Below are 17840 nucleotides of genomic sequence, written 5' to 3'. Positions count from 1 at the left end.
CCTTCTTTTATAATTAAATAATAAGATTCATATCTCCAAATTCATGCCATAAATATTTATGGCTCAGTGCCTCTTGATAAGCATGATATAAATGCTTAGGATTGACAAATGCAGTTAACAAATCCAAATGACTGGCTTCTGGTTCATGGAAACCTGTAATTAGTCCATCAGCTACTTGAAGCTTTGTATCAGCGGCAATATACAAATTGGTCCAACCATCCTTTTCTGTGATTTCCCCATATTTATCAACAGCAGATTCTAGAGCCCGGACAACCGTCGTACCAACTGCAATAACTCTACCATTATTTTTTTTTGTCTTTTTAATAGCTTCTACAGTCGCCTCATTGATTACGTACTTTTCAAAATTATCAAGAGGACCTAAATGCCATCGATCATCTAACAAATAACTTAAACCAGTATGAAGTTGAAGATAGGCTATTTTCACACCTTTTTTCTGAAGACGAAAAAGAAGCTCCCAACTAAACGCTCTACCAGCTGAAGGCATTTCAACAGAACCCGGCGTTGTTGCAAAAACGGTTTGATAATAGTCTAATGACCATGCTTCTTTTGTATATTCATATCTTACTGGTTCACCGATTTGATAAATTTGATTGTATAAATCAGAACAGCACATATTAAACTGAAGGATTGAAAATGGTTGATTAGGATCCGAATGGGTGACTGTTGCCTCTAATTTCGAATTGAACTTTACTTTTTCCCCCTTTTTCAAGTGATCACCAATTATAAGTGCTTCCCATAATGAAGGATTTTTTTGATGAGCAAGGCGAATTCCAACTTGCTTTTGAGTCCGTTCACATATCCCTTGAAGATCTGCTGGTACTGTTCGACTTGAGTTTAATATAATTAGATCATCTTTATTTAAATATTGGTCTAAACGAAAAAACAAACTATGATCTATTTTTCCATTCTTCTTATTAAGCACCATCATTTTCACATGATCTCTTCTTACTCCTCTCCGCTCAGGAGGAGCAATTGCATTTAATTCATCAGGTAAATGGAAATTCAATACATTGGTTACCATATGCTGTTCATCCTTCCCTAAAAAAATTCTGTGCATTTATTCGTTTTCCAGTTACGCCTATCGATTGGTCAGATGCTAAATAGCCAAATACATCTACGAGTTGATTAGGATCAGCAAGTTCATAATCACAGTCGGGTACGGCGAGTTTATGCATTTCCGTATCCATTTCACCAGGATCCACCATGTTTATCCTTATATTCGTTTCACTTAATTCATCGGCCCATGTTTCCGTTAATCCTTCTAAAGCAAACTTTGAAACACCATATGCTCCCCATCCAGCAAATCCTGTATTTCCTGCCTCAGACGTGACATTAATAATACTTCCTTGATTACGCAATAACATCCCTGGCAATACCCGTCTTGAAACAATAAATGGACCGATCGAATTCACTCGCATAACCTCCATAAAATCTTCCTCTGGATAATCGATTAAAAATGGCATCGGACTAGGACCAAGTATGGATGCATTATTAATGAGTACATCAATTTTTCCAAAATGAGCTTCAGTCATTGCCACAAATCGTTCAACATCTTTTGGAATGGATGCATCTGCCACTACAGCTAAAATGTTGTTTCCCATTGCTTCTATTTCATTTTTAACCTGCAGCAAATGCTCTTCACCTCGTGCACAAATTGCTAAATCACAACCCTCATTTGCAAAATAATAAGTTAACGCTTTACCCAAACCTTTTGATGCGCCTGTAATCATGACTACTTTATTCATTACGTTTCCCCCAATCATTTTTATACTTTTTATACATTTTTATATAATAAGTATATTTATTATAATAATTATCAAATTAAATAGTCAATTATTTTTCTTATCAATTTTTCGACAATTATAAAAAGGCTGTTTTCGTATTGTTTGTTGATTTTGCAAAAGGTCTTATGTAGATTGCAGCACTTTTCTGTGAAAATAAAACTCCGCCTTTAAGAATAATTTATTAAGTTTAAACTTGATTAAAATGGTGCAAGCTATAAATAATTTAATTTGGGCAATAGGAAAGCAGAGCTACCGAATTTTTCGGTTTCTCGTTTAACTTTTCTGTTGTTTGTCTATAATGCTAATTTAAGTTGACTCATGGTAGGGTTCCTTATTCTGAAGCATATGATAGACAATAGTTAGCATTCGATGTCCGATGGCAACGAGTGCTTTTTTCTTTCCCCTTCTTGCAGCTAGTGACCAATATTTGATTCCTAATCTTTGATTCCGACTTCTTGAAACAGCCCACGCAGCCTCACACAATGCAGATTTAATATGAGGATTTCCTTTAACCGTTTTAGTGTTTTTTTTCCTTCCAGCACTTTCGTGATTTCCGGGCGACAATCCTGCCCATGATGCAAGATGTTTGGAGGTTGGAAATTGTCCCATATCTACTCCTATTTCCGCAATGATAACAGCTGCCGTGTCTTTCTTAATTCCCGGCATTGTAACCAGAAGCTGTACTTCCTCCTGATAGTTGGATAAAATGACGTCGATTCTTTTCTCGATATCTAATATTAATTCTTCTAAATTAACAATGTGCATCCAAGATTGCTTAATAAGAAATAGCTGGTGATCATTTAATGTTCCAAATAGTGAGTCGGTAATCAATTGCTTTTTATGGGCCATTCTTCCATGTATCTTTTGTTCGACATCTTCTTGATCGATATAACCTTCATTCATCAGTTGTTCCAATAGTTTTCGTCCTGATACTCCAAATATATCTGAAATAACTGTGCTTAATTTGATGTTTGAGGACTCTAGTACCTTTTGGATTCGGTTTTTTTCGGATGTCATGTGTCCAATCCATTTTTTTCTGAGGCGAGTCAAATCTCTCAAATTTCGAAAGTCTTCGGGAGGGACAAAACTTTTCTCTATTAAGCCATGTCTTAATAATTTAGCAATCCATTCAGCATCCGAAACATCTGTTTTCCTTCCAGGGACATTTTTAATCCTTTGAGCATTTGCCAAAGTAATATCAAAGAAATCCTCCAAGATATTGTATACAGGTTTCCAGTAGACGCCTGTACTTTCCATTGCGATGTGGGTTACTTCCTTCTCCTCAAGCCATTTAAGAAGATGAAACAGATCCTTCGTCAAAGTAGGAAATGTTTCGGTCTCCTTAATCAAGTCAGTTTCTGATTCTCCAAGAATGACACAGGCAACTATTGTTTCCGAATGAACATCTAGGCCTGCACATCGTTTGTGCAATGTTTCCATTTCACTCCACCTTCTGAAAATATTCCACAAACAGTGGAATGAATTTGAAATTAAACATTTTTCTGTTCGTAGTCATCTCTCGAAATTGAGAGAGCTAACAATGGGTTGTGCACCAAATTCATTCCAACAGTTTTCTCAACAGGGTAAGACCACCAATAAGAGCTACGTCATATACTCACTGTTTGTGGTATCTACATTATGGGACAGAGAACCCATTTTCATTCTGGGTTGAGAGCGAAAGATCATGAAAGTTTTCTCAGTAAAATAAAAAGTGTAGTGATCATCAGTTTAAAATTACAACTTTACTTGAATTGCAACAATGTTTGAGAAAAGAGCCTTATAAAAAATAAAAAAGCTATCTGACATTTAATCAGATAGCTTTGATTTTTATTTAATTACACCTGTGGTTCATCAGACCATTTACGTTTTTCTTTAACTGTTTTAATAGGTCCTTTTTTCTTTAATTCACGTTTCTTTAAGACATACCATAGTTGTGCAGCAATGAAAATGGAAGAATAACAACCCATAATTAAACCAACAAGTAAAGCAATTGAGAAGTTTTGAATTGATTCGCTTCCGAAAATAAACAATGCAGCAGCTGTTATGACTACAGTTAATACAGTATTAATTGAACGAGTTAACGTTTGACGCAAACCTACGTTTACAATTTCTGCAATATCTTCAGCTGTTTTCAAACGCCCTTTAAATTTCATATGGTCACGGATTCTGTCAAAGGTAACAATCGTATCATTAATTGAATAACCTATAATCGTCAAGATCGCCGCGATAAAGGTAAGATCCACTTCTAGCCTTGTAATACTAAAGAAGGTAACCATTAGAAAGGCATCATGTAAAAGTGCCACAACTGCCGCTACTCCCATACGCCATTCAAAACGGAACGCTACGTAAATAATTATTCCAATGGCAGCTATGATTACCGATTTAAAGGCATTTTTCGCCAATTCCTTCCCTACAGTTGGAGAGACGGTGCTCACATTTGTTGGACCATATTTCTTTGTAAAGTAATCCGTAATATGCGCTACTTCAGCTTTATTAAAGGCCCCTTTAAAACGCATAACTCCGATCTCGTTTTTATTTCCCGATAGAACAATATCCTCAGTCGATAAATTTAATTTATCAACATCCTTTTGTAGCTGAGACGCAGTTAATGAATGTTTTGCCAACACTTCAACCCTTGTCCCACTCGTATAATCAATACTTAAATTTAATTTAAATACGGATAGAACAATTATTCCTACAATCGTTAGAATGATCGACAGCATGAAAAATTTATTATGATGCTTAACAAAATCAAAGCGATCAAATTTTGTAGGAAGCTTATGGGCATCCATATTTTCAGAAATGTCGTGCATATCCTTTTGTTTTACTCCAAAAAAGCCTGGTTTATTCTTTAGAAGATTACTATTCACCCAAAGCCCTAAGAAAAGTCTAGAACCATAAACGGCTGTAATGAAGCTAAGTAATATACTAATAATTAGTAAAGTAGCAAACCCCTTGACAGAGCTTGAACCATAAACAAACAATACAACAGCTGCCAAAATCGTCGTAATGTTGGCATCAAATATCGTCATAAAGGATTGCTTATTACCAGCTGCAAATGCAGCTTTAACCGTTCGACCTACTCTTAATTCCTCTTTAATCCGTTCGTACGTGATAATATTGGCATCTACTGCCATACCTACCCCGAGGACTAATGCCGCAATACCCGGCAAAGTTAGAACTCCATTGATCAAATCAAATACCAATAGCGTTAAATAAATATAGATAGAAAGGGTTACTACGGCAACAAGACCTGGTAAACGATAATAGAACAGCATAAATAAAAATACTACTGCAACACCAATGATCCCTGCTTCAATCGTTTTATTTAAAGCATGCTCTCCGAATTTAGCTCCTACTGAAGTCGAGTAAGTTTCTTTTAACTTTACCGGAAGTGCTCCAGCCTTTAGTAATGATGCTAAATTTTGTGCTTCTTGGATGGTGAAGTTCCCTTCGATAGTAACTGTGTCCGTATTAAATACTTCTCTCACATTTGGATTTGAAAGGAATTTAGGATCCTTCTTTTTCAATTCTTCCTTATAGGAATCCTTTCCTTCTTCAAAATCGAGCCAAATAATTAATTGATTATTTGGTGCCATATTTACAATTTTTTGTGTTACATCGTGAAACTTTTTACGATCTTTTACTTGCAAAACGACATTTGGCTGTCCATTTTGCGTATAGGATTGTTTAGCTTTGCCTTCAACTAAATCGGTTCCATCCATTAATTTATTGTCATTCACATCGCGAAATGAAATATTCGCAGTAGTAGCTAATATATCTCTCGCTTCTTTTTGATCTTTGACACCCGCAAGTTGAACACGAATTTTATCTTTTCCTTCGATAGTGATAGTAGGTTCATTAACTCCAAGTGCATTTACCCGTCGATCTAACGCTTCAACGGTATTCGTCATTACATCTTTTGTAATTTTTTGTCCCTTTTTCGCAGGTTCAACCTTATAAAGAACTTCAAAACCACCTTGTAAATCAAGGCCGAGATTAATATGTTTCAAAATACTATTGGTTGTCCCACCCATTAATCCTGCAAATAGCAGAATAATTAAGAAAAAGGCTATAATACGACTTCTTTTTACCATTATGTAAAATCCTCCTAGCAAATTAAGAAAAGCGTGTAAACCAATTGCTTTCACCAAACATCTTTAATATCAAAATACATTGAAACTTTAAGACACTAACTGGAACTATATAAAATAAAAACGATAATAACATTATGAAGTAGAAAAAAAAATGTGTCAATTTTTCTTTTAAGCACTTTTTTATAAACTTATACCATATTAAATCATGTAATAATCGATTAAAATTTACGAAGTATGGATGTAGGAAAATAATTCGAAGCCTATTTTTTACAGCTTTAAAGAAAAAAAGAAAAGTTACAAATTATCGGCTTTTGTATGTAATAATGCTTGTAGCTCTTCCTCATTTAATTCTACATTCCAACTAGTAGTGCGATAGGCTTCTACAGTGGTAAAGTTCATAAAATCTCCTATTTTAATTGCTAAAACATCTGATACTAATTCATGCATATGAATATCTTCTGTTCGCCTCTTCCAAATTTTTTTCTTTAAAAAGTTCCATAAATCCCGAGTTTCGATTTTACCGTATCCTATAAGTTCAAATTCCTCTGCCTTACTTTTTAAAGCTGGCTCTAATACCCCAAAATATTGATCATAAATATGTTTAGCCTCCCTCAATCCCCTTCGCTCCTTTTATAATGAACTTGTCATGCTTTGTCCATCTTGTTGCATATACATTTTATTGTATATGAAAATACCGCTTTTGAGAAGGTAGGTCAATTGGATGTCAAAATTTTTAAAAGGAACAATGATTTTACTTGTTGCTGGCCTTATCACAAGGGTTCTTGGCTTCATTAACAGGATGGTTATTGCCCGTTTTATTGGTGGAGAAGGTGTGGGCTTATATATGATGGCATTTCCGACTTTAATGCTTGTTATTACAATAACACAAGTAGGACTGCCTGTAGCCATTTCGAAATGTGTGGCGGAGGCTGCCGCATTAGGAGATCGCAAAAAAATAAAAAAAATACTAGTGGTTTCACTTACAATAACGGTTTCATTATCCCTTATCTTTACACCTGGATTAATTTTATTGGCACCCTATTTAACAAAAACCTTATTTACTGATCCAAGAATTTACTATCCATTAGTAGCAATCACCCCTATCATTCCCATTGTAGCCGTCTCTGCTGTTCTTAGAGGGTATTTCCAAGGAATGCAAAACATGAAACCATTTGCAATTTCCCAAATGATTGAACAAGCTGTTCGAATTGTATTAATTGCTGTACTGACTACTCTCTTTTTACCATATGGGATTCAATATGCTGCTGCAGGTGCAATGTTTGCTTCTATTGTTGGGGAACTTGCTTCTCTAGCCTATATGTTTACTATGTTTAAATTGAAAAAGAAATTTAAGGTAAGAAGGAATTTTTTTCATGTTATGAAGGAAGGAAAGGAAACAATCAGTGAACTTTTGAGAGTAGCACTGCCAACCACAGGGAGCAGACTTATTGGAAATGTTTCTTGGTTCTTAGAGCCTATTGTTGTTGCTCATAGTTTAGCCATTGCTGGATTTACCGCAAGCCTTGCTACGAAGGAATATGGAGTATTAACAGGTTTTGCATTGCCATTGCTTATGCTACCTTCATTTGTAACCCATTCACTATCTACAGCACTTGTTCCTGCTATCAGTGAAGCAAGTTCACAAAGAAATTTTTCTTTAGTAGAGCATCGATTACAGCAAGCCCTTCGCTTTGCTTTACTTGCCGGGGGGATATCCGTTGTTATTTTGTATGTTTTCGCCGAACCGCTTATGGAAACCGTGTATGGGTCTAAAAATGGAACAAATTTAATACAGCTTATGGCCCCATTTTTTATATTTCAATATTATCAAGGTCCACTACAGGCAACTTTACAAGCACTGGATCTAGCAAAAGCGGCAATGATAAATAGTATGATTGGTGCAATTGTCAAACTAGGTATGATTTTTATCCTCGCATCTAATCCCGATTATGGAATTACTGGGGCAGCACTAGGAATAATGACAAGCACTTTACTTGTCACATTACTTCACTACACTACAATAATAAAAAAAATACAATTTACTATATATATTCTTGAATATGTTAAATTTCTAATAACTACCTTAGTATCTGGTTTTATCGGCTATTGGTGGTACCATCATTATTTAATACAAGAAACGATATTCACAAGACTAATCTGTGGAATCATTGTTACCTCTATTGTTTATCTATTATTATTACTCCTAACAAAACTTATAAATAAAGAAGATTTATCTTATATACCAATTATTAAAAAATTTGTCTAGAAGGGATATTGTATCCCTTCTCTATTCCGATTCATCCTTTAAATCAATATAAAATTCACCATCTTGAAAACTGCAGAAGGATATCTGATTTATATCGGAATATCCTCTTTTTCTTAGCTCTCTTCGAAGCCACATTTCGGAAACCTTTCGATTAGCAAGATTTTCATGCGAAATTTCACCATCAACAATAAATGGGAGCGTAAAAACTTGCTTTTGTTTCTTTTTCTTATCCTTTTTTACAATGGATAATTCACCAGATGTTTCTAAAATGGCATACTCCACATCTGCAATATTATTGATATCCTTTTGCCTTAACTGCATTAATAAATCATCAAAATTATAACGCTGTCTTTTCATTGCTTTTTCATCAATTTTGCCTTTACGAATAACGATGGATGGAGTGCCATCAATCATTTTACGAAATGTAGGGCTTTTCAACGAAATTAACGCAAAGAAAACTTGGATCCCAAGTAAGATGACCATTGGAAGAATGGTATGACCAATAGGCTCTGCGTGATTTTCAATTGCCACAGCAGCTAATTCACCGATCATAATAAAAATAACTAAATCAAGTACACTTAATTCCCCAATTTCACGTTTTCCCATTAATCGAAAAATCACAAGAATAAGAAGATATAATATGACTGTCTTCCAACCGATTGTAAAGTATTGATACAAGCCCATTTTAAAATCCTCCTATGTATAATCATTCCTACTTAGTATGTCTCTTTTTAGTGACAAAACCTTTGGTAAAAAATTGTTATAACATTAATCCTTACTTCTTCAAAAATAAAAAAATATTAGTCTAATTTTGTTTTTCTTGAATATGCTTGTACTAGTAGAAAAAGGGATTTTCTGAAGGGAGAGATGAAAAATCGGAGCTAAAAAGCTAGGGACTAGTCTAATCTTTGGGGTATTAACAATCTTTGTACTAATTACCATTTCAAGTGTCATTTTTGCTTTCATTTTAAGATTCACTGAGCTTCAAGAAGGTTCAATAAAACTAATTGTTACTATTATTTCATTTATCGCTTTATTTATTGGCGGATTCATTTGTGGAGGAAAGGGACAACAAAAAGGGTGGCTATCTGGTGGGTTAACAGGGATCGTTTACACATTCATTATTTTTCTTTTTCAATATCTAGGTTACGAAAAGCTTTTCACCTCTGAACAAACGATTTATCATATTTGCTACATTCTAACTGCCATGATGGGTGGTGTCTTAGGAGTGAATATGACATCCGCCCCTCCTAGAAAAGCCTAAAAAAAGAAGCATCCATACGGCTGCTTCTTTTTTTGTAATACATTATTCAGCGCTAGGAGAAGAAGCTGCTGATTCTGTTACTTCTCTAATCGCAGAACGATCATATGTAAGACGGCTTCCATCTCCACATTTAATTACAATTTGTCTGTCGTCAATTGCATCGACAGTTCCATGTAATCCGCCAATTGTCACAATCTTATCACCTTTTGACAAATTATTTTGCATCATTTGAACAGATTTTTGTCTTTTTTGATTTGGTCTAATGAGCAAAAAGTAAAATAGGACAAACATGATTAAAATAGGTATTAATCCACCTAAATTCCCCATTCATTTCCCTCCTTTCAGTTTTAGAAATTTTTCGCATCCGGACGGTTAAATCCATATTGCTCAAAAAATTCTTCTCGAAAATCACCAAGTCTATCTTCCTTTATGGCTTGTCTGACTTGTTGCATTAATTGTATCAGAAAATAGAGATTATGGTAAGTTGTAAGTCTAATTCCGAACGTTTCGTCACATTTTATTAGGTGACGGATGTAGGCTCGTGAATAATTTTTACAAGTATAGCAATCACAATTTTCATCTAAAGGCCTATAATCTCTAGCATATTTGGCATTTTTAATTACCAATCGACCTGTGCTCGTCATACATGTTCCGTTTCTACCAATTCTCGTTGGTAGTACACAATCAAACATATCAATGCCTCGAATTGCCCCATCAATTAACGAATCTGGTGAACCAACCCCCATTAAATATCTTGGTTTATTTGTTGGAAGTAGTGGAGTTGTAAATTCTAATACACGATTCATCACATCTTTTGGTTCTCCAACAGATAGCCCACCGACAGCATAACCAGGAAAATCTAGAGATGTTAAATCCTTGGCGCTTAATTTTCTTAAATCCTCGTATTCTCCACCCTGAACGATTCCAAATAATCCTTGATCGTGCTTTCTTGAATGGGCAGTCAAACAGCGTTCTGCCCAACGAGAAGTACGTTCAACTGATTTTTTCATGTATTCATGTGTTGCTGGGAATGGTGGACATTCATCAAAAGCCATCATAATATCAGAACCGAGTGCATTTTGGATTTCCATTGATTTTTCTGGAGAAAGAAATAACTTATCCCCATTTAAGTGATTACGAAAATATACTCCTTCTTCCTCAATTTTTCGAAAATCACTTAAACTAAAAACTTGAAATCCACCGGAATCTGTTAAAATGGCTTGATCCCAATTCATAAATTGATGTAGTCCACCCGCTTCCTTTACAATTTCATGCCCAGGACGAAGCCATAGGTGATAGGTATTACTCAGGATGATACCTGATCCTATTTGTTTTAATTCTTCAGGTGACATAGTTTTAACTGTTGCTAAAGTGCCAACTGGCATAAACATAGGTGTATCATAAGAACCGTGTGGTGTATGGATTTTCCCTAATCGGGCACCGGTTTGCTTACATGTTTTAATTAATTCATATTTAATTGCAGTCAAAGATGATTCTCCTTCCAATATACAAATCCTAAAACGCCATCAGGGTTAACAGCGAAATATTTAATACAAATCGATTATATAATTAACATCGCATCGCCAAAGCTAAAAAAGCGATATTTTTCGTTTACTGCTTCTTCATATGCATGTAAGACATTTTGTCTACCTGCTAAGGCACTAACTAGCATAATTAATGTTGATTTTGGTAAATGGAAATTCGTAATCATTCCATCTATCCCTTTAAATTCATAGCCTGGATAAATAAAAATATCTGTCCATCCACTTGTAGCAATAATTTTACCATTATTTGCACTTGCGATTGTTTCTAGAGTTCTTGTAGAAGTTGTTCCAACTGAAATGATTCTACCCCCCTGTTGTTTTACACGATTAATTAAATCAGCTGTTTCTTCAGATACTTGGTAAAATTCAGCATGCATTTCGTGCTCATGAATATCTTCAACACTAACAGGTCTAAAAGTACCTAGTCCAACATGTAAAGTTAAAAATGTGATATGGACACCCATGTTTTTTATTTCCGTAAGAAGCTCTTCAGTAAAATGCAGTCCAGCTGTCGGAGCAGCAGCAGAACCGGTTTCTTTCGCATAGACCGTTTGATATCGATCCCGATCTTCTAACTGCTCTTTTATATAAGGCGGTAATGGCATTTCTCCAAGTTCATTTAATACTTCATAAAATATTCCTTCATAATGAAATTCTATTATTCTTCCACCATGATCTTTTTCCGCAATACATCTTGCCTTTAGCTTTCCATCGCCAAAGACGATTTCTGAGCCTACTTTTATTCTTTTTGCTGGCTTAACCAATGTTTCCCATCGATCATTTTCCATTTGTTTTAATAATAATACTTCAATTTTTGCCCCAGTATCCTCTTTAATCCCAAATAATCTGGCAGGTAAAACTTTTGTATCATTTAAAACTAAACAATCACCAGGCTTTAAGTATTTTGTTATGTTTTTAAAAACTTGGTGTTCAATTTCACCAGTTTGTTTATTTAATACCATTAAACGGCTATCAGACCGATTCTTTAATGGGGTTTGAGCAATTAAAGATTCTGGTAAATTAAAATCAAATAAGTCAATTTTCATGTTGTCACCTTCATATTATTTTTCACTTTTTACTAATCATTAAAAACTATTTCATCGGCATCTCGAGCTGAAAATGCTGATAAACTAAATTTGTCACCATTCTTCCCCTTGGTGTACGTTGAAGAAAACCAATTTGCATTAAATAAGGTTCATAAACATCTTCAATCGTATCCGGCTCTTCTCCAATACTAGCGGCAATCGTTTCTAGTCCTACAGGTCCACCACGAAATTTCTCAATTATTCCTTTTAGTAATTTATGGTCAATATGATCCAATCCAAGACGATCGACCTGGAGGAGTTCGAGTGAGTAATCTGCCAAATCTAAAGTAATTATTCCATCACCTCTAACTTGGGCAAAATCTCGAACTCTGCGCAATAATCGATTGGCTATCCGTGGAGTTCCGCGAGAGCGTCTAGCAATTTCTATTGCTCCTATTTCCTCTATTTCAGTATTTAATATTTCAGACGTTCTTATAACAATATCAGTCAGTTGTTTTTCATTATAATACTCCAAACGACAAAGAACACCAAATCGATCCCTTAATGGTGCAGAAATAGCACCTGCCCGTGTAGTTGCACCTACTAAAGTAAAAGGGGGTAAATCCAATCGTACTGATCTTGCCCCTGGTCCTTTTCCAATCACTATGTCTAAACAAAAATCTTCCATAGCTGGATAAAGAATTTCCTCAATGGAACGAGGTAGGCGATGAATCTCATCAATAAATAATACATCACCAGGTTCTAATGCTGTTAATATAGCTGCTAAATCTCCAGGTCGTTCTATAGCCGGCCCGGAAGTTGTACGCATATTAACCCCCATTTCATTTGCAATAACAGCGGCTAATGTCGTTTTCCCTAGACCCGGAGGACCATATAATAAAACATGATCTAGCGATTCATGTCTTTGTTTAGCAGCTTCTATAAAAATTGCTAAATTGTTTTTCACTTTTTCCTGACCTATATAGGTAGATAAGCTCTGTGGACGTAAGCTTTGTTCAAATGTTTGTTCATGCTCAGTCGCTTCTCCCGATACCACTCGATCTTCCATATAACTCCCTCCTTTTGAAGATGCTAGTGAAAATTGTCATTAGCCTATGACTTCATTAATTTTTTCAATGCTACTTTTATATACTGATCGGTAGTTAAGTTTTCTTGTTTTAAGTCTGATGAAATCTTCTTAATTTCTTTATCAGAGTATCCAAGGGCTTTTAATGCTAATATTGCCTCTTCAAACTGTGTGGAGGTATGGGAAGCTTGTTCTACTCGATCACTATTAAATAAATTTGGAAAATAATCAGGTACAACATCCTGTAATTTTCCTTTTAAATCAAGAATCATTTGTCGAGCAGTCTTTTTTCCAACCCCAGGAAATTTAACTAAAAATGCTTCATTCTCGTCCTCAATAGCGCCTATCACCTGCATAGGATCACCAAATGCTAGGATAGCAAGAGCTCCTTTAGGACCAATTCCAGAAACATTTAACAGTTTTTTAAACAGGGTTTTTTCCTCCATTGTTTGAAAGCCATATAGAGCAATAATATCCTCCCGTACATGCTGGTATATGTATATTTTAACAGGCTCCTTTTGAGTGGTTGAAAAAACAAATGGATTGGGAGTATATACCTGATATCCTATACCATTATTTTCAACAACTACATTTTCAGGAGTCACCATTCCTATTGTTCCAATAATATATTCATACAAACTACTTCTCTCCTCATCTTTGCTACATTTCATTGTAACATAATCATTTAATAGATGTGTAAATACGAACATAAAAAAACCGGATCATTTTAGATCCGGTTTACTCCACTTGAGTTTGAATAGAATAAGGTTTTAGCGCTTTAAGAACCTTATCATAATCTTCTTTTGATTTGATTGGTATTCCTTTTTTCAACTCTTCTTGTTTTTTACCTTCTAGTTTTTTAATATCTATTTGAAAGAATGACTGAATGATATCTGCTTTTTTCGGCTTACCATTAAAAATAGAGATAATCCCATTATCGGAAATACCGAAATATCCATTCGCTTTTAGTAAAGGGGAAATATCATTCACTTTCTTCTGTAATACGATTTGTTCCTCATCCATTTGGATGATATTCCAATTTTGATATTTTCCTTTTATTTCTTCAATGGTATCTACATTTTCTTTTAATATCTCCTCACTTACTTCCCCATCTATATACACTCTTTCTAATATTATAGTTTTATTCTTAGGATTCGTTGCAACTTCAATCGATTTAGGTTGACTATCTGTCTTATTTTCTTTTACCTGTTCGCGATCATCTTGCAATAAATAAGAATAGAATACGCTCAATACTATGACACATACAAAGACGATTCGAACAAAAAAATTCATAGTTTGTCACCTCAATAAAAGGAAGTATGTTTATACGTGGTTAGTATGACCATACTCTAATCAAATTATCCAATAATAAAAAAAAGAATAGTGATTTTACCACTATTCTTGTCAGTATATTTATTCTCGATTTCGTTCTATATTTTGGGATTCGATTAAATGTTTCGCATCCAATTTAACCGCGTCCTTCGGGCCACCATTCCTTAATTCATTATCCAATTGACGAACACGATAATACGTGCCAAGGTCAGATGTAATAAGTAATGAGCGATTACCAAGTGTAGGCTGTACCGCTTGCTTTACTCTTACTTTCGTTTGCTTAGCATTATTATCATCCTTCAGAACAAGTGAAACTAATACTTTATCGCCATAAATAAATGCACGTGCATCTGAAACATTCGTCACAGCTGCTGCTTGATTCGCTACTTTTTCTGCCAGTGCACCTTCATAAGCTGTATAATAAGAGGATTTGGCAGCAGAATTTCTCTGATTTAAATGTCCATGATAATTAATGTCACGTAGATGCCTATCACGATTAACAACACGAAAGTTTGTATCATATTGAGTTAATGGTGATTGCACATGATGATCATAATCATCTGGATGTCCGGAAGGAAGTAAATGATTATTATTTTTTATATTATCTTCGCGTCCAAACGTATAATCCATCAATTCTTGCATGGGTCCATCATGATCAATATATTGTGCGTTATTAGTGTGGTACCCAACAGGTTGAAAATTACTTTTGTTTTGAGTATTACCTGCATTATCCTGGTTTTGTCCACAACCGGCTAAACCACTTATTAAAAATAAAGCAATGGGTGCAACTATCAGTTTTTTATTCAAACAGTTCCCCCCCCCTAAAATTTAACCTAGAGCAAAAATGCTCACTAATATTTTGTGAAGAAGGGGTTATTCTATACTATTTGTAATTGGTTTTATTCCCTTAACATTCCTCATATTGATTTGGCCAGTTCTTCTGTAAATATTCTCCTCATATTGAAATGGTTTAAGGTTATTTCTTTTAAATAAGTCAGTAATTGAGGTTTACTTCCTTCTTCTTTTTTAGTTAATGTTAATCTTACATATCGATTCCATTCACGTAAAATATCTGTGGGAAATATTAATGCAATTAAAAATTCTTTCATTTCTAGATAGGGGCTTAATAGTTGATGTCGTCTTAGACGAGTTAAAGACCAAGAAATATTAGGAAGAACTCGATTTGCGAATTGCAAATAATCGATCATAGGGTTTGCAAGTTGGATGAGATCAAAATCAATGATATATAATTGCTGATATCGATTGAGTAGAAAATTATGGTGAGCGACATCACCATGAATAATACAATTTGGTCCTTCATTGTAAAAAGATTTGTTTCGCTCCATTTGAGATAATGCCCATTTTGCCCAATCTACATACTTGTTTAAATAATAAGTCGGGATAAAATTTATTAGTAGTGGGATGTTAGCTATAAACTCTTTTAAGCGTTGCTCCCATTTCATTTGTTGATCAAATACTGTTAAGTTTGGTTTAAATATGTCTCGAAACTGACTTGTTGTCTCATGAAATTGCTTGAGTAATTTTAATGCACTAGTTCTCTCACTAAAGGTTTGATACGTAAAGGTAGATCCTTTTTTTAAATACTTAACTAAAGCAAATACACGTTGATCAAATTTTATGATTTTTTCTTGATGAATAGGATGAAATTGATATGTAAAATAAAAGTCATGTTTAAAGAGTTGTTCAACAAAATGAATTTGATTGAACAATTTTTCTTCTGAAAAGAATTCCTTTAATATCCATTTACTACTATCTGTATAGCAAAGCCATATCCCATCTTTAATTTTTTTTATATATCTAAACTTTTCTCCTGTAATTGTAGACAAAGAAAGAAGGAGACGATTTTCGAGTCCGTCTCCAGTGCTATAATTACTCAAAATCATCACTGTCTTCTTGTCTTGGGAATGGGTAACCTCCTGGATAGCCCTGCGAATATGGGGTACCAGGATACATATGACCATAATTCATTTCATTTGGATACCAAGAATATTGGGCATATGGTTGCTGGCCATATGGTTGTTGACCATATTGACCGTAGTGTCCGTAGTGTCCATATTGACCGTAGTGCCCATGTTGGCCATAAGGATGACTATACATATGGCCATGATCCGTTCCATGATGATCATGATCATAGTGATGATCATGGTCGTGATCATGGTCATGATCATAGTGATGATCATCATGGTGGTGCCCATAATGTTGATGACTATAATATTGAGGGTTATTCGGTCTCATTCCATACATTCCCATTTGTTGTTGCTCATAAGGATTATATGGCATTGTTTGCATTGGTGGCATATTTGGGTATTGCCCTTCATTTGCTGGTGGGTAGACTCCTTGGTTAAAATGTTGGTATTCCATAGGATTCATACCAGAATAACCTGATTGTGGATCTTGATAATAGGCACCTTGATGCATACCAGGATTAGCCATCATTGGAATCGATGAAGAAGATGATTCATCTTCATACATCCAATTACCTGCTTCAGGCACGGCAGTTGGATGTGCCCCCATAGATTGTGGCATGACTTGCTGATACGGTACACATTGTTCATGTGGCATTTGCCCCATTGGTGCTACAGGTCCTCCTTGAGCCATAGGAAATTGTCCCATTGGTATTCCGGGTCCTTGTGCCATTGGATATTGCCCCATAGGTGCTTGAAAGCCATATGGCTGATGGTATGGATAAGGTGTTGGGCCACAGCCACAATCAGCTACTGGCATAAAAGGTACAGTCGGATACATTTCAACACACTCCTCTTGAACTGGCATGGGCATTTCAATCGGACTCTCGACTTTTTCCTCATGTACCGGTGGTGGAACAAATGGTTGTGGAGCTTGCACTTGGGCCTGCATTTGTGACATATTCATTGTGTAATAATTATTAATATCTATTTCCGGAATAACTGGTTGAGGCATAATCGGCGTATAAATGGTTTCCTTTTTTTCTATTGGAACCTCTTTTATTATTTCCTTTTGGACTGGAAGTGTCGGTGTAGGCTTCTCCTTATAGGGATGTACTGCCTTAGGTTGTTCCTTGTATGGTTGTTCAGCCTTAGGCATTTCCTTTACTGGGCTTACCATTTCTTTCTTAATTGTTCCACCGGTCGTTGGTACTTTAATTTTCATACCAGGCATAATCATTTCCGGGTTTGATAATTGGGCATTCATTTTCTTTAATTCCTCGAAATTAACGCCATATTTTTTAGCAATATTCCACAGAGTATCGCCTTTTTGAACAATATGGATCTTCACTCATTTCCCCTCCTCAGGCATAAGTCCATATAGTCTATGTTAAAATGGGCAAAGTGCTAATAATCTTCAAAAAAAATTTATGTTTCAACAAAATAAAATATGCCTTATTACATATTGGATGTGGCTTATAAATTTAGAAAGTAA

General features: G+C 35.1%; 17 protein-coding genes. 2 read left to right on the top strand and 15 right to left on the bottom strand.

Annotated elements, in window-relative coordinates; translation table 11 throughout:
* Nucleotides 1–13: 13 nt before the first annotated feature.
* From MHI39_RS09005 to MHI39_RS08985, 5 genes are all read right to left on the bottom strand, one after another.
* Complete coding sequence (locus MHI39_RS09005) at nt 14–1078, bottom strand: S-adenosylmethionine:tRNA ribosyltransferase-isomerase (RefSeq protein ID WP_235849756.1); 1065 nt, start codon at nt 1076–1078, stop codon at nt 14–16.
* The gene (locus MHI39_RS09000; protein WP_058002063.1) at nt 1050–1766 is read right to left on the bottom strand and encodes an SDR family oxidoreductase; all 717 of its coding nucleotides are present in this window, start codon (nt 1764–1766) and stop codon (nt 1050–1052) included. The genes MHI39_RS09005 and MHI39_RS09000 overlap by 29 nt, the downstream gene beginning before the upstream one ends.
* A gap of 345 nt (nt 1767–2111) precedes the next feature.
* Nucleotides 2112–3245: an IS110 family transposase gene (locus tag MHI39_RS08995; RefSeq protein ID WP_259544790.1), complete on the bottom strand. Its 1134-nt coding sequence runs from the start codon at nt 3243–3245 to the stop codon at nt 2112–2114.
* A gap of 395 nt (nt 3246–3640) precedes the next feature.
* Entirely contained in the window at nt 3641–5902 is a 2262-nt protein-coding gene (gene secDF / locus MHI39_RS08990) for a protein translocase subunit SecDF (protein ID WP_071977012.1), read from the bottom strand.
* A gap of 294 nt (nt 5903–6196) precedes the next feature.
* The gene (locus tag MHI39_RS08985) at nt 6197–6517 is read right to left on the bottom strand and encodes a post-transcriptional regulator (RefSeq protein ID WP_058002061.1); all 321 of its coding nucleotides are present in this window, start codon (nt 6515–6517) and stop codon (nt 6197–6199) included.
* Nucleotides 6518–6623: 106 nt separating this feature from the next.
* Between MHI39_RS08985 and spoVB the strand changes: the two genes are divergently transcribed.
* On the top strand, nt 6624–8168 hold the full coding sequence (gene spoVB / locus MHI39_RS08980; protein WP_278891797.1) for a stage V sporulation protein B: 1545 nt from the start codon (nt 6624–6626) through the stop codon (nt 8166–8168).
* A 21-nt stretch (nt 8169–8189) separates the two neighbouring features.
* On the opposite strand, the gene MHI39_RS08975 is transcribed toward spoVB, so the two are convergent.
* Entirely contained in the window at nt 8190–8852 is a 663-nt protein-coding gene (locus MHI39_RS08975) for a DUF421 domain-containing protein (protein ID WP_071977009.1), read from the bottom strand.
* Nucleotides 8853–9042: 190 nt separating this feature from the next.
* Here MHI39_RS08975 and MHI39_RS08970 point away from each other — a divergent pair, with 190 nt between their 5' ends.
* Entirely contained in the window at nt 9043–9432 is a 390-nt protein-coding gene (locus MHI39_RS08970) for a TIGR04086 family membrane protein (protein ID WP_278891811.1), read from the top strand.
* Between the two features lie 42 nt (nt 9433–9474).
* Here the strand turns inward: MHI39_RS08970 and yajC are convergent, their stop codons facing one another.
* The 9 genes from yajC to safA all read right to left on the bottom strand — a co-directional run bounded on the left by yajC (nt 9475) and on the right by safA (nt 17696).
* A complete protein-coding gene (gene yajC, locus MHI39_RS08965; RefSeq protein ID WP_058002058.1) occupies nt 9475–9759 on the bottom strand; it encodes a preprotein translocase subunit YajC in 285 nt (94 codons plus the stop codon).
* Nucleotides 9760–9779: 20 nt separating this feature from the next.
* Complete coding sequence (gene tgt, locus MHI39_RS08960; RefSeq protein WP_071977008.1) at nt 9780–10919, bottom strand: tRNA guanosine(34) transglycosylase Tgt; 1140 nt, start codon at nt 10917–10919, stop codon at nt 9780–9782.
* A gap of 74 nt (nt 10920–10993) precedes the next feature.
* The gene (gene queA, locus MHI39_RS08955) at nt 10994–12022 is read right to left on the bottom strand and encodes a tRNA preQ1(34) S-adenosylmethionine ribosyltransferase-isomerase QueA (protein ID WP_071977007.1); all 1029 of its coding nucleotides are present in this window, start codon (nt 12020–12022) and stop codon (nt 10994–10996) included.
* A 46-nt stretch (nt 12023–12068) separates the two neighbouring features.
* Nucleotides 12069–13070 (bottom strand): Holliday junction branch migration DNA helicase RuvB, encoded by a 1002-nt coding sequence (gene ruvB, locus MHI39_RS08950; RefSeq protein WP_071977006.1) that lies wholly within the window; start codon nt 13068–13070, stop codon nt 12069–12071.
* A gap of 44 nt (nt 13071–13114) precedes the next feature.
* Nucleotides 13115–13726, bottom strand: a complete 612-nt coding sequence (gene ruvA / locus MHI39_RS08945) for a Holliday junction branch migration protein RuvA (protein ID WP_071977005.1) — start codon at nt 13724–13726, stop codon at nt 13115–13117.
* Between the two features lie 100 nt (nt 13727–13826).
* On the bottom strand, nt 13827–14381 hold the full coding sequence (locus MHI39_RS08940) for a BofC C-terminal domain-containing protein (RefSeq protein WP_071977004.1): 555 nt from the start codon (nt 14379–14381) through the stop codon (nt 13827–13829).
* Nucleotides 14382–14501: 120 nt separating this feature from the next.
* A complete protein-coding gene (locus MHI39_RS08935; RefSeq protein ID WP_216385756.1) occupies nt 14502–15227 on the bottom strand; it encodes a YhcN/YlaJ family sporulation lipoprotein in 726 nt (241 codons plus the stop codon).
* A gap of 110 nt (nt 15228–15337) precedes the next feature.
* The gene (locus MHI39_RS08930; RefSeq protein ID WP_342541124.1) at nt 15338–16318 is read right to left on the bottom strand and encodes a phosphotransferase; all 981 of its coding nucleotides are present in this window, start codon (nt 16316–16318) and stop codon (nt 15338–15340) included.
* Nucleotides 16311–17696 carry a SafA/ExsA family spore coat assembly protein gene (gene safA / locus MHI39_RS08925; RefSeq protein ID WP_328797903.1) on the bottom strand — a complete coding sequence of 462 codons (1386 nt, stop codon included), beginning with the start codon at nt 17694–17696 and terminating at the stop codon, nt 16311–16313. Before safA ends, MHI39_RS08930 begins: the two co-directional genes overlap by 8 nt.
* Nucleotides 17697–17840: the final 144 nt, after the last annotated feature.

The sequence above is a fragment of the Heyndrickxia sp. FSL K6-6286 genome, assembly GCF_038630395.1.
Classification (GTDB): Bacteria; Bacillota; Bacilli; order Bacillales; family Bacillaceae_C; genus Heyndrickxia; species Heyndrickxia oleronia.
The sequence above is the reverse complement of the archived record's forward strand: the minus strand, read 5'-3'. Positions and strand labels throughout refer to the sequence as shown.

Bases quoted from the DNA above. Each gene is read 5' to 3' on its own strand.
- secDF (WP_071977012.1), bottom strand. From the start codon at position 5,902: ATGGTAAAAAGAAGTCGTATTATAGCCTTTTTCTTAATTATTCTGCTA.
- yajC (WP_058002058.1), bottom strand. From the start codon at position 9,759: ATGGGGAATTTAGGTGGATTAATACCTATTTTAATCATGTTTGTCCTA.
- MHI39_RS08975 (WP_071977009.1), bottom strand. From the start codon at position 8,852: ATGGGCTTGTATCAATACTTTACAATCGGTTGGAAGACAGTCATATTA.
- ruvB (WP_071977006.1), bottom strand. From the start codon at position 13,070: ATGGAAGATCGAGTGGTATCGGGAGAAGCGACTGAGCATGAACAAACA.
- queA (WP_071977007.1), bottom strand. From the start codon at position 12,022: ATGAAAATTGACTTATTTGATTTTAATTTACCAGAATCTTTAATTGCT.
- MHI39_RS08940 (WP_071977004.1), bottom strand. From the start codon at position 14,381: ATGAATTTTTTTGTTCGAATCGTCTTTGTATGTGTCATAGTATTGAGC.
- MHI39_RS08995 (WP_259544790.1), bottom strand. From the start codon at position 3,245: ATGGAAACATTGCACAAACGATGTGCAGGCCTAGATGTTCATTCGGAA.
- MHI39_RS09005 (WP_235849756.1), bottom strand. From the start codon at position 1,078: ATGCACAGAATTTTTTTAGGGAAGGATGAACAGCATATGGTAACCAAT.
- spoVB (WP_278891797.1), top strand. From the start codon at position 6,624: ATGTCAAAATTTTTAAAAGGAACAATGATTTTACTTGTTGCTGGCCTT.
- MHI39_RS09000 (WP_058002063.1), bottom strand. From the start codon at position 1,766: ATGAATAAAGTAGTCATGATTACAGGCGCATCAAAAGGTTTGGGTAAA.